The sequence below is a fragment of the Lutibacter sp. B1 genome, assembly GCF_012524075.1.
Classification (GTDB): Bacteria; Bacteroidota; Bacteroidia; order Flavobacteriales; family Flavobacteriaceae; genus Lutibacter.
Genome location: NZ_JAAZUI010000004.1, coordinates 19,524 through 34,840, shown reverse-complemented (window position 1 = coordinate 34,840; position 15,317 = coordinate 19,524). Strand labels below are relative to the sequence as shown.

12 protein-coding genes are annotated in these 15,317 nt (G+C 31.0%); 2 read left to right on the top strand and 10 right to left on the bottom strand.

What is annotated here, in order from left to right:
• Positions 1-99 precede the first annotated feature (99 nt).
• Complete coding sequence (locus tag HGB55_RS03340) at positions 100-1,779, top strand: glutamine--tRNA ligase/YqeY domain fusion protein (RefSeq protein ID WP_168814655.1); 1,680 nt, start codon at positions 100-102, stop codon at positions 1,777-1,779.
• Positions 1,780-1,850: 71 nt separating this feature from the next.
• Here the strand turns inward: HGB55_RS03340 and HGB55_RS03335 are convergent, their stop codons facing one another.
• From HGB55_RS03335 to HGB55_RS03290, 10 genes are all read right to left on the bottom strand, one after another.
• Entirely contained in the window at positions 1,851-2,825 is a 975-nt protein-coding gene (locus tag HGB55_RS03335) for a DUF4837 family protein (RefSeq protein WP_168814654.1), read from the bottom strand.
• Between the two features lies 1 nt (position 2,826).
• Positions 2,827-4,368, bottom strand: coding sequence for a lytic transglycosylase domain-containing protein (locus tag HGB55_RS03330; protein WP_168814653.1), 1,542 nt, complete (start codon positions 4,366-4,368; stop codon positions 2,827-2,829).
• Positions 4,369-4,444: 76 nt separating this feature from the next.
• Complete coding sequence (locus HGB55_RS03325; RefSeq protein ID WP_168814651.1) at positions 4,445-5,206, bottom strand: exodeoxyribonuclease III; 762 nt, start codon at positions 5,204-5,206, stop codon at positions 4,445-4,447.
• Positions 5,203-7,017: an AMP-binding protein gene (locus HGB55_RS03320; protein ID WP_168814650.1), complete on the bottom strand. Its 1,815-nt coding sequence runs from the start codon at positions 7,015-7,017 to the stop codon at positions 5,203-5,205. The genes HGB55_RS03325 and HGB55_RS03320 overlap by 4 nt, the downstream gene beginning before the upstream one ends.
• An 8-nt stretch (positions 7,018-7,025) precedes the next feature.
• Positions 7,026-9,308, bottom strand: a complete 2,283-nt coding sequence (locus HGB55_RS03315) for a penicillin-binding protein 1A (protein ID WP_168814649.1) — start codon at positions 9,306-9,308, stop codon at positions 7,026-7,028.
• A complete protein-coding gene (locus HGB55_RS03310) occupies positions 9,308-9,790 on the bottom strand; it encodes a gliding motility lipoprotein GldH (RefSeq protein WP_168814648.1) in 483 nt (160 codons plus the stop codon). Before HGB55_RS03310 ends, HGB55_RS03315 begins: the two co-directional genes overlap by 1 nt.
• Positions 9,790-11,019: a regulatory iron-sulfur-containing complex subunit RicT gene (locus HGB55_RS03305; protein WP_168814647.1), complete on the bottom strand. Its 1,230-nt coding sequence runs from the start codon at positions 11,017-11,019 to the stop codon at positions 9,790-9,792. Before HGB55_RS03305 ends, HGB55_RS03310 begins: the two co-directional genes overlap by 1 nt.
• Before the next feature lie 114 nt (positions 11,020-11,133).
• Complete coding sequence (locus HGB55_RS03300; RefSeq protein WP_168814646.1) at positions 11,134-11,364, bottom strand: ferredoxin; 231 nt, start codon at positions 11,362-11,364, stop codon at positions 11,134-11,136.
• 2 nt (positions 11,365-11,366) lie between these two features.
• The gene (locus tag HGB55_RS03295) at positions 11,367-12,620 is read right to left on the bottom strand and encodes a peptidase U32 family protein (RefSeq protein WP_168814645.1); all 1,254 of its coding nucleotides are present in this window, start codon (positions 12,618-12,620) and stop codon (positions 11,367-11,369) included.
• Between the two features lie 133 nt (positions 12,621-12,753).
• The gene (locus HGB55_RS03290) at positions 12,754-14,106 is read right to left on the bottom strand and encodes a kelch repeat-containing protein (RefSeq protein ID WP_168814644.1); all 1,353 of its coding nucleotides are present in this window, start codon (positions 14,104-14,106) and stop codon (positions 12,754-12,756) included.
• Between the two features lie 197 nt (positions 14,107-14,303).
• Between HGB55_RS03290 and HGB55_RS03285 the strand changes: the two genes are divergently transcribed.
• Complete coding sequence (locus HGB55_RS03285; protein WP_168814643.1) at positions 14,304-15,308, top strand: aspartate-semialdehyde dehydrogenase; 1,005 nt, start codon at positions 14,304-14,306, stop codon at positions 15,306-15,308.
• Positions 15,309-15,317 lie beyond the last annotated feature (9 nt).

Sequence of the window (15,317 nt, the reverse complement as noted above, 5' to 3'; positions counted from 1 at the left end):
ATCTTATATTTTTATCAAATATAGTAATTAGCCTGTTTTTTTGTAGTTGTGTTGCCAAAAAAATCAATAATTTTGCAACCTAATTAGTTTCGCGTTATTATGAATGAAGAAAAAAAGTCGTTGAATTTTATTGAGCAAATTATTGAAGAAGATTTAGCAAAAGGTTTATCTAAAGATAAGCTTAGGTTTAGATTTCCACCAGAGCCAAACGGATATTTACATATTGGCCATGCAGCATCAATTTGCTTAAATTTTGGTTTGGGATTAAAGTACAATGCTCCTGTAAATTTGCGTTTTGATGATACAAATCCTGCAAAAGAAGAACAGGAATATGTTGATTCCATTAAACACGATGTACAATGGTTAGGTTTTAAATGGGATAAAGAATTGTATTCGTCAGACTATTTTCAACAACTCTTTGACTGGGCCGTTATGCTTATTAAAGAAGGAAAGGCTTATGTTGATAATCAAACTTCAGAACAAATGGCTATTCAAAAAGGTACACCTACTGAAGCAGGAACTGATAGCCCAAACAGAAATAGAACTGTTGAAGAAAACTTAGATTTATTCTTCAAAATGAAAAATGGAGAATTTGATGAGGGGTCACATGTTTTGCGTGCAAAAATTGATATGGCTCATACCAATATGCATATGCGCGACCCAATTATGTACAGAATCTTAAAAAAACATCATCATAGAACCGGAAATGATTGGTGCATTTACCCAATGTACGACTGGACACATGGTGAATCTGATTATATAGAACAAGTTTCACATTCTATTTGTACTTTGGAATTTAAATCTCACAGAGATTTATACGATTGGTATGTAAATCAAGTATATGATGAAAACTTATTACGTCCAAAACAACGTGAGTTTGCCCGTAGAAATTTAAGTTATACCGTTATGAGCAAACGTAAGTTGTTACAATTAGTACAAGAAGGTATTGTTGCCGGTTGGGATGATCCAAGAATGCCTACAATTTCAGGACTAAGACGTAGAGGTTATACTCCGGAATCTATTAGAAATTTTAGCGAAGTTGCCGGTATTGCCAAACGAGATAACGTAACCGATGTAGCTTTATTAGAATACTGCGTTAGAGATCATCTAAATAAAACGGCTCCACGCGTAATGGCTGTTTTAGACCCTGTAAAATTGATAATAACCAATTATCCTGAAGGAAAAGACGAATGGTTAACTGCTGAAAATAATCAGGAAGATGAAAGTGCTGGTTTTAGAGAAGTACCTTTTAGCAGAGAAATTTATATTGAAAAGGAAGATTTTAAAGAAGAAGCAAACAAAAAATTCTTCCGTCTAAGTATAGGTAAAGAAGTGCGTTTAAAAAATGCTTATATTATAAAGGCTGAAAATTGTGTTAAAGATGAGAATGGTGAAATTACTGAAATTTATTGTACCTATGATAAAGATAGTCGTAGTGGAAGTGGAACAGAAGCAAGTAAAAGAAGAGTGAAAGGTACCTTACATTGGGTATCTATCAAACATGCCGAGACAGCTGAAGTAAGAGTGTACGATAGACTTTTTACTCATGAAGCACCAGATACTTTTAAAGATAAAAACTTTAAAGAATTTTTAAACCCAAATTCTTTAAACATTATTAACGCTTATGTTGAACCAAGTTTAAAATCGGCCAAAGTTTTAGACAGATTTCAATTTCAACGTTTAGGATATTTTTGTGTAGATCAAGACTCTTCAAAAGATAAATTAATATTTAACAGAACTGTTCCTTTACGTGATAGTTGGGCAAAAATGAATAAATAGTAATTTTTAACTTTATATATAAAAAAAGCTGTTCATAATGAACAGCTTTTTTATTTGATATTAAATTATTGCTAATTAATTTTAAATGTTTTTAAAATGGCTTCTAATTCAAACATATAATCTCTCTTATTAATTGATGGAGCAAAAGTTAATCCTTCCACAATAATTAAACGATTATTTGGTTTATCTACAATTGTATAATTTATAAAAGGGCCCGCCATATAAACACCTTTCACTTCCCATTTACCTTTGGTTTCAAAAGCTTTTCTACCATCTAATTCAACTTCAAAAACATGTGGTGTATAGGCTTCTTCTGTAATCATGTATGAATCTTCTAATTGACCCGGTATATTTTTTTTACCAAAAGCATCTCTGATAGCAACTATTGTTCCTCCGTTTTCATCTTCTTCTGAAGTAATTGGAACAGTATATGCAAATATTTCCATACTGTTTCCTCTATCTAAATGATAACGATACCATATAAAATCGCCATTATCTTCAACTTTATTATAGGTTTTAGGAATTTTTAATGAAAAACCTTGCTTTTTAAAAGTTTTAATTTGTGTTGGGTCCCAATATTTTTTTAGAATACTATTTTGAACCGATTTTAAATCTGCTTCTTTAAAAACTGAAACAATTTTTTTACTGTTCTTTTTAATTTCCTCTATTAAATCTTCTTTAGTTTTACCCGTTATTGTAATAATTTTTTGAGGAGCAGCATAAACATTTGTAGCAACAGTAAAAGAATTTTCATTAGAAATACTTACATTTAGTACACTTCTGGTAGCTCTAAACATTGTTCCAAAATTTTCGATTGGAATTTGCGAAACTTCAAACTGAGCTTCAGGTTGAGGTAATCCTAATACCGGTTCAGCGATAACTTTACGAATCTCATCTCCAATTTCTCCTTGCCATTGGCTGTTTTTTATAACAATTAGCAAGTGGTTAATTCTTCCATTTGCTCCTTTATACGTCATTTTATCATTTTTTGAATTGCAAGCAACTAAAAAAGAAATAATTACCAAAAGTACTCCTAGTTTTTTCATCTTATTTATTAAATATTTTAAGTTTGATTCCCGGTTTTAGACTTTTAACACTCCAAATATTGTTCCAATCTTTAATATTTTGAACAGAAACGTTAGAATATTTTTGAGCTATTTTCCAAAGTGAATCTCCTGATTTTACTATATAGGTACTAAAATTACCTGTTGGTACCGATTTTGTTGTTGTTTTTGGTTTTGCTTTTGCAACTGTGCTTCCTGTTAATTTCTTAGGATATATTGTTAAACGCTGCCCTATTCTTAACCGTGTGCTTCTTAAATTATTCCAACGTTTTATGTTGTTGACCGAGACACCATATTTATTTGCTATTTTCCCCAAATAATCTCCGCTTCTAACTCTATACAAAATTCGATCATTCATTTCAACATACTGAGGCAATGGTTTTTCTCTTTTTGCATCTTCAGCTTCAGCAAAAGCATAAATTTCTTTTTCGTTACTTAAAAATTTACCAATATCTTTTACAGGTAAGGTAAGTGTGTAATTTTTTCCTTTTATATAAGGAATGATATCCAGTTTATATTGCGGATTTAAAAATTGAAGAACTTCAATATCCACTTTTGTAGTTTCATAAATTTGCTCAAAAGTAAGTTGCCTTTTTATTTGAACTGTATCCGTTTCAAAATAAGTTATTGCATTTTCTTTAGCTTTAATATTGTGCTCATTTGCATACTCAAAAATATATAAGGTGGCGTAAAAAGCAGGGACATATCCTGCTGTTTCACGTGGTAAATTATGCCTTATATTCCAATAATTAGTACTTCCTCCAGATCTTCTTATGGCTTTACTCACATTTCCAGGGCCAGAGTTGTAAGCCGCTAGTGCTAAATCCCAATCACCAAAAATTTGATATAAACTTGCTAAATATTTACAAGCTGCCTCAGTTGCTCTGTAAGGATCTGAGCGTTCATCAACATAAGAGCTTACATTTAAATTGAATTGCTTTCCGGTTTGGTACATAAATTGCCACAAACCTGTTGCTCCAACACGCGATTTAGCTGTTGGTTTTAATGCAGACTCTACAATGGCCAAATATTTTATTTCTAAAGGAATATCATATTTATCTAAACTTTCTTCAAACATTGGAAAGTAATAACGAGCTCTTTCCATTAATGTTGAAAATGTAGATTTTCTTCGCTTTAAATATGTTTTGATTACTTGTTCTAAATGGATATTATATTCAATGTTAAAAGGTGTTTTACTGTTTAGTACTTTTAAACGTTCTTTTAGTAAATCAGTAGGTAATTCTTCTAACTCAGTTTCTATAATTTCGTCATCTTTTAGCACATATTGAATAGTGTCGTATAATGGAGATTTTATTAATTCATTTAACCATAGGCTATCTATTAAAGTAGCTTCTTTATGTATTTTTAATGTTAGTGTGTCGTTCTTTTTTAAAAATAAAGAATCACTTGATGAAAACAATTCTTTGGTATCTTCTAGTTTTTGAAATCTTATAGTATCTGTTGGGGTTTGCGAAAATCCAATACTAAAAATTAATAGGAAAGCTATATTTAGTAATTTCTTCATTTAATTCAATCTTATTTTTTGCACTATTATTGGGAGTAATTGTACGTATTTAATTGCTTTTTATCAAATTTAATAATTATTCTATTTCTACAACTATTGGACAATGGTCTGAATGTTTAGCTTCTGGTAAAATGTAAGCTCTTTTAATTCGGTCTTTTAAAGGTTCACTAACCATATGATAATCGATTCTCCAACCTTTATTGTTATTACGTGCGTTTGCTCTGTAACTCCACCATGTATAGTTGTGGGGTTCTTTATTTAAAAATCGAAAAGAATCAATAAAACCACTATCAATAAAACTACCAAGCCATTCTCTTTCAACAGGTAAAAACCCTGAAGTATTTTTGTTTTGAACCGGATTATGAATATCAATTTCGGTATGGCAAATATTATAATCGCCTGATATAATTAAGTTTGGTATTTCTTGTTTTAAACTATTTACATATTCCTGAAACTGATCCATATACGTTAGTTTAAAATCTAACCGGTCATCATTTGTACCTGATGGTAAATACAAACTCATTACTGAAAAATCGTCAAAATCAACACGTAAATTTCTACCTTCAAAATCCATTGATTCCATACCTGTGCCATATGCTACTTTATTTGGTTCAATTTTAGAAAGAATAGCAACACCGCTATATCCTTTTTTTTGTGCTGAAAACCAATAGTGATAAGGATATCCTGCCTTTTCAAATAATTCTAAATCTAACTGTTCTTTATGAGCTTTTGTTTCTTGAATGCAAATTACATCAGGATCTGCTACTTGTAGCCAACTTATAAATCCTTTATTTAATGCTGCTCTAATTCCGTTTACGTTGTACGATGCTATTCTCATTTATTTTCGTATAAATCTCTTAATTTTCTTCTAATTATTTTGTTTGATGCTGTGCGCGGCAATTTAGTAATTTTTACCAAATCAGTAAGTTTAAACAGCGGGTTCAACTGGTTTTTTATACTTTCTTTAACTAGTTGAAACTTCTCGTTATCTGATAAATCAGTTTCATTTTCAACATAATAAACAACCAGTAAACTTGGCCCTCCATTTGTTGGTGAAACTGCAATTGCGGCAGATTCTTTTATAAAATCCAATGTATTAATAACAGCTTCAATTTGAACAGAACTCACTTTAATTCCGCCTAAATTCATAGCATCATCAACTCTTCCATGTGCTTTATAATAACCGTTTTCTAACTGCTCCAATTGATCGCCATGCCTGCGTAATAATTTACCTTTATATGTTGGAGTATCTTTATAATATACGTTGAAGTGATCTTTATTTAAAAGCTTGTTTGAAATACCTAAAATTGGTGGAATTAGAAAAACTTCTCCTTTATTTGTTTCATTATTATTTTCATCTAATAAAACAAATTCGCTGCCTAATGCCTGTGAAGAGAAAGTACTTGGAATATTTTCCTGAACTACAGTTCCTGTTACATAACCTCCACCTATTTCAGTTCCGCCACAGTATTCAATTATAGGTTTATTATTTGCTAATCTCATTAAATACTCCATTTCATCCGGGTTTGAAGCCTCACCGGTAGAACTATAACATTTTATACTGTTCCAATTGTATTTTTCCATATATCCGGAACTTTTCCAGCTTTTAACAAAACTTGGAATTACACCCAACATAGTAACTCTGGTTTCTTCTACAAATTTTCCGAAATTTTCTTCTGTTGGAGAACCGTTATACAAAGCTATGGTTGCTTTATTAATAAGAGCTGAAAATACCAGCCATGGTCCCATCATCCATCCTAAATTTGTGGGCCAACAAATAATGTCGTTTTCTTGTATATTTTGATGATAATAACCATCACTTGCGCATTTAATAGGAGTTATATGTGTCCACGGAATAGCTTTTGGCTCACCAGTAGTTCCCGATGAAAATAAAACCGTAATTACATCTTCTGAAGTTTGAATAACCGTTGTAAACTTATAATTATCACTCAAAAAAGAGGTCCATAAAATATCTTCTTCTCTATAATTAACTGATGAATTTTCAGTTTCTATTGTAATTATTTGAGGAGCTTTAGCCTCTACACATTTAGAATAAAGCGGTAAAATTTTACCTGCTCTTTTTAAAACATCTTGGGTAAAAATTACTTTTGGTTTAGTTATATTTAAACGAGTTTCTATTTCGTTTGGTGTAAAACTGTCTGCAATTGTAACAATGGGCATACCGGCCTTAATACCAGCTAAATATATTGCTACAGCCTCAACAGTCATAGGCATACAAATTGCAATTTTATCACCTTTTTTTAATCCTAATTCAACTAAGCCGTTAGCAATTCTGTTTACCAAAATTTCAAGTTCTTTTTGAGTAATTTTTTGAAATGTTTCTCTTTCTTTCTGAAAAATTATCGAAACAGCATCATTGGCATTTTGAAAGCAAGAATCTACAATATTGAATTGAGCATCTTTTAGCCATAAGGCATTTTCAACACCTTTGGAAATATCTAAAATTGATGTGTACTTTTTATGAAATTTAATTTTTAAAGCCTCTAAAGTTTGCTCTAAAAAAGCTCCTTTATTTATAACCGACCATTTCCAAAAATCATCATAATTTGAAAACCCATTAAGTTGCATCATTTTACCTATGTTGCTTTTCCCAATCTGATTTTTTGAAGGCTTCCAAATAAAACTCATTTTAACTTTTAAAATTCAGGAACTTCCTCAAGAGATTCTTTGCCATCATTAGTTGAAGTTTTTGAACAATCTATTTCTATAGTTAATTCTTCCGGTTTTTCAAACTCTTCTTTACTTACGTGTAAAGTACTGTCAGCATATAATTTTTGATAATATAAGGCCCAAATAGGTAAAGCCATAGATGCTCCTTGCCCTTTTGCAATTCCTGCAAAATGAGTAGCTCTGTCTTCGCCACCAACCCAAACTCCTGTTGCTAAATTAGGTACAATTCCCATAAACCAACCATCAGATTGATTTTGTGTTGTACCTGTTTTACCGGCAATTGGATTTGTGAATTCGTATGGATAACCTGTTACAATATCATCCGGATATTTTCCCCATTTACTTCTTAATCGAACTCCTGAACCCGATTGTGTTACACCTTCTAATAAATTTATAACAACATATGCAGATTCTTCACTTAAAACCTCTTTAGAGCTTGGAATAAATTGTTCTAATACAGTACCATTTTTATCTTCAATTTTTAAAACCATCATCGGTTCTACTTGTAAACCTTTATTAGCAAATGTTGCATAGGCACCAACCATTTCAAACAAAGATAAATCTACTGATCCTAGTGCAATTGCAGGAACTTCAGGTATTTCACTTTTAATACCCGCACTTTTTGCTAACCTAACTACAGTTGCCGGTGTAACCATATCTATTAACTTAGCGGTAATTACATTAACTGAACCCGCCAAAGCTTCTTTAAGAGTTAACTCTCCGCCATAACTGCTACTGGAGTTTTTTGGAGTCCAATCTTCGGGCATTCCATATTTTTCTTTTGGAATGGTATAAGGTGTATTTGGGTATTTTGTACAAGGTGATAATTGCAATTGATTGATTGCTGATGCATACACAAAAGGCTTAAATGTTGAGCCAACCTGACGTTTTTGTTGTTTTACCGCATCAAACTGAAAATGTTTGTAATTTATACCACCTACCCAAGCTTTAACATGACCTGTTTGTGGTTCAACAGACATTAGCCCAGCTCTTAAAAAATGTTTGTAGTATAAAATGGAATCTTTTGGAGACATAATGGTATCAATATCACCTTTCCATGAAAAAACGTTCATTTTAGTTTTTTCTTCAAAAGAAGCTCTAATTTCTTTTTCAGAAGCACCTGCGGCTCTCATCCTTATCCAACGATTTGAGCGTTTCATTGCTTGCTCTACTGTTGTTGTAATTTGCTTACTGTCTAAATCGTAAAAAGGAGCAGTTTTGTTTTTTTTCTGTTCATTAAAAAAGGCTCGTTGCAAATTAGCCATATGTTCTTGCATAGCTTCTTCTGCATATTGTTGCATACGAGAATCTAATGTTACATAAATTTTAAGTCCGTCTCTATAAATATTATATTCAGTTCCATCTGGTTTTGGGTTCTTTTTAATCCAATCTTTCATAAAATCTCTCAAATATTCTCTAAAATACGTAGCATAACCTTCACTATGCCCTTCTCTGTGAATATCTAAACCTAAATCTTTTAATTTTAACGAATCTTTTTGCTCTTTAGAAATAAAGTTGTTTTTATACATTTGCCCCAACACAACATTTCTTCGATCTTTTACCAATTCTTCTCTTCTTAAAGGATTGTATAATGAAGCGTTTTTTAGCATCCCAACTAACATTGCTGATTCAGGCACGGTGAGTTCTTTGGGTTCTTTACCAAAATAAATTCTTGATGCAGATCGAATACCTACTGCCAGATTCAGAAAATCGTACTTATTTAAGTACATGGTTAAAATTTCTTGTTTTGTGTATTGACGCTCTAATTGAATGGCAATTACATATTCTTTTACCTTTTGAAGTACTCTTTCAACAATATTTTTTGAACCTTCACCATGAAACAGCAATTTAGCCAATTGTTGTGTAATGGTACTTCCTCCACCATCTTTACCAAGTTTTACAACTGCTCTTGCTGAAGCTTTAAAGTCGATACCCGAATGTTCGTAAAAACGTTCATCTTCAGTTGCAACTAATGCTTTTATTAAGTTATCGGGAAGGTCTTTATATTTTACAGGAGTACGATTTTCTTTAGCGTATTTACCCAGTGTTTTACCATCAATAGAAATAACTTCAGTTGCTAAGTTTTTTTCAGGATTTTCTAATTCTTCAAATGATGGAAGTGCACCAAAAACACCCCAAGAGGCTAACAAAAATAAAAAAACAACGGCTAAGGTACCTCCTAAAATAGTAATCCAAAACCATTTAATATATTTTGAAAATTGATTGTTAACAGTTTGTTTTTTTGTCATTATTTTACTTTTTCAATTCTTAAACCTACGTCGGTTATACCTTTTAAAGGTTCTGTACCTTCAATATCATTTATACTACGCGTAGCATGTTGAATATCGATATTATAGTCTCCTTTTTCAGAAAAAACAACATTTTCTTTATAAAACAGTTTGTTTTCTTTTATATCGGTAAATCCAGAACCCAACCAGTTGCCCATAGCATCAGTCATTTCATATTCTAAAGTATCAATAACCTGAAAACCACTGGGAAATTCAATTTTTGTTATTAAAAATAACGAACTGAATTCATAGTTTTTATTATTTCTAATAGTAATAAACACATTTTTTTTTGAAATAGTATCTTGATTGTTTATAATAAAATCAATTTTATTATCTGAGTACCATTTATGATCTTTAATAGGTTTATATTCATCAAAAACTCTATTGGAATCACATGAGAATAACACAAAAACAATTAGTATACTACTTAACTTAATACGCATTATTTTTTATTGTTTGTATTTCTGTTAGAAGATCTTCTTCTAATGTTACTTTTACTTTGTTGGTTTGTTGCTTTCTTCTGTTGATTTTGTTGAGTTTGCTGATTTTTATTTTTTGGTTTTCGTTTTTTACTTCTTTTTGGAGCATCAAATCTTGTTAAACTGTCTTGCCCAACAACATCTTCAAATGCCTCGTTAGAACTTTCAATAATCTCAGACTCATATTCTTCTAATGAAGGAACAACTTCTTTGTTTTTATTTAATTGAATGATTTCTTTTACTTGTTCCAGTGTTAATTTGTACCACTTATTTCTATCTTCTTTATAGGTATACCAAAGTAATCCTTTAAAAATATCCATTTTAACAAAAATAGCATCTCCTTTTTCAGTTTTTAAAATAACATCTTGTTTTGGGAAGTCGGTTAAAGCATCTAAATAGGTATCTAACTCATAATTCAAACAGCATTTAAGTTTGCCGCATTGCCCTGCTAATTTTTGAGGATTTAATGATAATTGCTGATAACGCGCAGCAGTTGTATTTACATTTCGCAAATCGGTTAGCCAAGTTGAGCAACACAATTCTCTACCACAAGAACCAACACCTCCTAAACGAGCTGCCTCTTGGCGTAAACCTACTTGTTTCATTTCAACTCTAATGCTAAAAGCACTTGCCAAATCTCTTATTAATTGCCTAAAATCTACACGATCATCGGCAGTATAATAAAATGTTGCTTTATTCCCATCGCCTTGATATTCAACATCTGACAATTTCATTACCAACCCAAGTCTGCTGATAATTTCTCGGCCTTTGTATTGTGTTTCGTATTCTTTATTACGTGCAGCTTGCCAAATATCAATATCTTTTTGAGAAGCTATACGATATACTTTTTTGATTTCTTCACTATTAATATCAATACCTTTTTTCTTAAGTTGAACTTTTACAAGTTCGCCTGTAAGCGATACAGTTCCAACATCGTGCCCCGGATTTCCTTCAACAGCAACAATATCTCCAATAGAAATTTTTAATTCATCTACATTTCTATAAAAATGTTTTCTACCATTTTTAAATCGAACTTCTACAATGTTAACAGGTTTTTGTCCTGTTGGTAAACCCATGTTGGACAACCAATCAAAAACAGAGAGTTTATCACAACTTCCTGTTCCGCAATTTCCATTACTTTTGCAACCTTTAGGTACAGTATTTATATCTGAAGAGCAATTATTACAGCTCATATAGTTTTAAATTTTAATATGTTAATGTAAATTGAAAATTTCAATTTTACAATCTTAACTAATTTGTAAAGATACAGTTAAAATTACGAACTGTAAAACGTTAAAAAACGTATTTTACGTTTGTTTAACATCAATAATTTTAACCGGACAAGCTTCTTTTGCTTTTAAACTGTTATCAAAAATAGTTTCATCGGGAGATTTTAAGGTAAAAAATCCTTTTTTTTCTTTTGAATGAAGCAATACACATTTTCCATCTTTTTTTGACATTTGAAACTGAGAAGGAGCCAATTCAACACAGTAATTACAGCCAATACACTTAGCTCTTTGCAATGTAATAATTACCATAGTTATGCTTCTACTTTGTTTTCAACTATTTTATATAATTTATCTGATGGACGAATTCTAAAATCTAATGGTATGGTGCACGAATCACCTTTTTGAGCTTTTTCACCTTTAATATCGTTAACAAACATCGTTTTTACCTCCATTTCTTTAGCTCCTGTTGTTGGGCCAGTAATTAAAATGGTGTCTCCAATTGTGATATCGTAAGCTTCTATTTTAAATTCTCCTATTTTAGATTTTGGAAAATAATGCATTCCTTTACCTAAATATACTTTTTTTTGTGTAGCATGGCTTCCAGAACCTTTACTCCATTCTCCTAATTTCTGTCCTAAATAGTAACCACTCCAAAAACCGCGATTGTATACTTTTTCGAGCTCTTGCATCCAGGTAATTACTTTTTCCTTACTATACGTTCCTTGCTCAACACTATCAATAGCATCACGGTAACATTTAATTACTTTTGCTACATATTCCGGAGCTCTACCTCTTCCTTCAATCTTTAAAACCTTGATACCGGCATCAACAATTTGATCTAAAAAATCGATAGTACATAAATCTTTTGGAGACATTATATACTCGTTATCCAATTCCATTTCAACACCTGTTTCCTGATCGATAACTGTATATTTTTTTCGACAATTTTGTTTACAAGCGCCGCGATTTGCCGACGAATTATGATTGTGCAAACTCATATAACATTTACCCGAAACAGCCATACACAATGCTCCGTGACCAAAAATTTCTATTTCAATTAAATTTCCTGAAGGCCCACACACATCATCTTTTACAATTTGTTCAGTAATCTTTTTTACTTGTCGTAAACTTAGTTCTCTACTCAACACCAATGTGTCAGCAAACATGGCATAAAATTTTACTGTCTCAATGTTTGTAATATTTATTTGGGTTGAAATGTGCACTTCCATACCAATTGCTCTTGCAGTTGCAATAACCGCCTGATCCATAGCAATAACCGCTGTAATATCGGCATCTTTTGCCTTTTGAAGAAGTGTTTTAACTATTGATAAATCGTGATCGTAAATTATGGTATTTAAAGTAAGGTATGTTCTTACATTTTTAGCTTTACATCTGTCTGAAATTTCCTGTAAATCATCTAACGTAAAATTTATAGATGCTCTTGCGCGCATATTTAATTGCTCAATGCCAAAATAGATTGAATCTGCTCCGTTATCTAACGCAGCTTGTAACGATTCAAAATTTCCGGCAGGAGCCATTAATTCAATTTTCCCAGTAGTAGTCATTCGTTTTTGATTTTTTTGCAAAACTACATATTTTCTTGTAACTAAAGGTATTTCAGTTTAATAATCATTTTTTAAGATTAAATTTATCTAACCCTTTATAATTATTTAATATGATGAAGAGTTCTGTTTTATTTCAATGCAAAAACATTTTTGATTTATTAACTTTTGTATTATCAAATTCATTTATACCAATACTAAAAAGCTCATTAGAAGGAAAAACCGAATAACTGGTTTCTTTATATCCTCCAAGTATGTACAAGGTATTATCTTTAAAATATAATTTAGCCGATTTTAAATACAAATCTATTAAATATACGTTTAGTTCTTTTGTTATTACATTGTAGGTGGATATTTTCCCATCATCAAAAAAATAGATGATATTATTATTACTGGTTACAGCAGGTTTGCTTATTCCTTCAAATAATTCTCCTTCATTTTTCCATTTTCTGCTTACTAAATCAAAAGATTCTATAGTGCTTAAAGCCTTTTTATTAAAACCTCCTATTAAATAAATTTTATCGTTTATTAAAACACCTTGTGTTTCTTTGGCAACTGGCATACTATCTAATTGATACCAATACCCTGATTTTATATCGTACAAATGAACCTTATCAGTATATTTTTTTACATCAAGTTTATTTTTTTTAACTGAACCACCCATAACAATTATATTATCTTTATAAACAAACGAAGCAAAATCTACTGCCTGATGAGGGTTTGTATCATCAACCGTTATGGCATTATTTTCAAGATCAAATACTTCTATTTTATCATCCAAATATTCATGTTTTTTGTTTTTTGCCAGTCGTTTACCTCCTAAAACATATATTTTATTATCAAAAGTATTTAAATTATGGTATGCTCTTTTTCTGAACTTAGGTTTGGTTATTGTTTCCCACGTATTCAATTTTATATCATAAAGAAGTAAATCACCTTTATAACTTTCCCAATTGTGATTACCACCTTTTCTCATAAAAACACCCAAGGCGTTTTCAGGATCATAGTCCATCAATTTTTTAAATTCATTATGCTCAAAAGAAGCATCACCTCCAATAACATAAATTTTATCATCTATTAAGGTAGACCCAAAAGAATGTATAGCGTTTTTCATAGAAGCTAACGTATGATACTTTATAGTTGGTTGTAATCTTCTCTGATTTATAATATTAACTTCATCCAACTTATTTATTTCAGGGAAAAGATAAACCGAATACTCATTTTTCCCTTTCACATAAGGTAAAGCAACCGTTTTATAGCTTACATGTGAAATAAAAATAGTATCGTTGGTTTTAACTTTTGGACCTATTTTTAAAAAATACTCACCATTACGATCTGTTAAATTTCCTTTTCCGGTTTTTTTTAAATACACATGCACACCTTCAATAGGCTCATTAGTTTTAACATCAAAAATCTTCCCTTCAATATATTGAGAAAATGCTGAAAAAGTTGAAAACAATAAAATTAGGAGTAAAGCACTTTTTTTCATGATAAGTTTATTAAAAATAGCTTCAAAAATTATACCTAAGGGAGTAAAAAATTAATTTTCTATTAAATATAAGAAAATCAATAGTCTACCATGTTTTTAACAAATAAATATTTATTTGTTAATTTTAACTATTTACTGCTTGTATATAATATTTTTTAAGAAATTTGTTCCAGTTAAATTTATAAAAAATTAAAAGAATGAAAGTAGCTGTTGTAGGTGCTACCGGAATGGTAGGAAACGTAATGTTACAGGTTTTGGAAGAAAGAAATTTCCCAATTACAGAATTATTATTAGTAGCTTCGGAACGATCAGTTGGCAAAAAATTATCTTATAAAGGTGAAGAATATACAGTTATTGGTTTGAAAGATGCTGTAAATGCACAACCTGATATTGCTATTTTTTCAGCAGGAGGAGGTACTTCTTTAGAATGGGCTCCAAAATTTGCTGAAGTTGGTACTACGGTTGTAGACAACTCATCGGCTTGGAGAATGGATCCAACAAAAAAATTGGTTGTTCCTGAAATTAATGCTTCAGAATTAACTAAAGACGATAAGATTATTGCTAATCCAAACTGTTCTACTATACAAATGGTATTGCCTTTAGCACCACTTCATAAAAAATATAAAATAAAACGTTTAATTGTTTCTACCTACCAATCTATAACAGGTACAGGTGTTAAAGCTGTACAACAATTAGAAAATGAGTTTAATGGTGTAAAAGGCGAAATGGCTTATCATTATCCAATTCATAGAAATGCAATTCCGCATTGTGATGTTTTTGAAGAAAACGGTTACACAAAAGAAGAAATGAAATTGGTTCGTGAACCTCAAAAAATATTGAACGACAGAACTATTGCTATTACATCAACTGCTGTTAGAATTCCTGTTGTTGGAGGACATAGCGAAAGTGTTAATATTGAATTTGAAAATGAATTTGATGTGGCTGAAATACGTAAATTATTAAGCGAAACACCAGGTGTGAAAGTTCAGGATAATACAGATACCAATACTTACCCAATGCCAATTTATGCAGAAGGTAAAAACGATGTTTTTGTAGGTAGAATTAGAAGAGATGAGTCTCAACCTAACACTTTAAATATGTGGATAGTTGCCGATAATTTACGTAAAGGAGCAGCTACTAACGCAATTCAAATTGCTGAATATTTAATTGAAAACAAACTTGTTGGGGAAACTGTAGCTTAGCTTGTTTTA

Coding starts and splice junctions, on each gene's coding strand:
- HGB55_RS03310 (WP_168814648.1), bottom strand. CDS start 9,790: ATGCGTATTAAGTTAAGTAGTATACTAATTGTTTTTGTGTTATTCTCA.
- HGB55_RS03330 (WP_168814653.1), bottom strand. CDS start 4,368: ATGAAGAAATTACTAAATATAGCTTTCCTATTAATTTTTAGTATTGGA.
- HGB55_RS03335 (WP_168814654.1), bottom strand. CDS start 2,825: ATGAAAAAACTAGGAGTACTTTTGGTAATTATTTCTTTTTTAGTTGCT.
- HGB55_RS03295 (WP_168814645.1), bottom strand. CDS start 12,620: ATGACTACTACTGGGAAAATTGAATTAATGGCTCCTGCCGGAAATTTT.
- HGB55_RS03325 (WP_168814651.1), bottom strand. CDS start 5,206: ATGAGAATAGCATCGTACAACGTAAACGGAATTAGAGCAGCATTAAAT.
- HGB55_RS03340 (WP_168814655.1), top strand. CDS start 100: ATGAATGAAGAAAAAAAGTCGTTGAATTTTATTGAGCAAATTATTGAA.
- HGB55_RS03285 (WP_168814643.1), top strand. CDS start 14,304: ATGAAAGTAGCTGTTGTAGGTGCTACCGGAATGGTAGGAAACGTAATG.
- HGB55_RS03290 (WP_168814644.1), bottom strand. CDS start 14,106: ATGAAAAAAAGTGCTTTACTCCTAATTTTATTGTTTTCAACTTTTTCA.
- HGB55_RS03320 (WP_168814650.1), bottom strand. CDS start 7,017: ATGAGTTTTATTTGGAAGCCTTCAAAAAATCAGATTGGGAAAAGCAAC.
- HGB55_RS03305 (WP_168814647.1), bottom strand. CDS start 11,019: ATGAGCTGTAATAATTGCTCTTCAGATATAAATACTGTACCTAAAGGT.
- HGB55_RS03315 (WP_168814649.1), bottom strand. CDS start 9,308: ATGACAAAAAAACAAACTGTTAACAATCAATTTTCAAAATATATTAAA.
- HGB55_RS03300 (WP_168814646.1), bottom strand. CDS start 11,364: ATGGTAATTATTACATTGCAAAGAGCTAAGTGTATTGGCTGTAATTAC.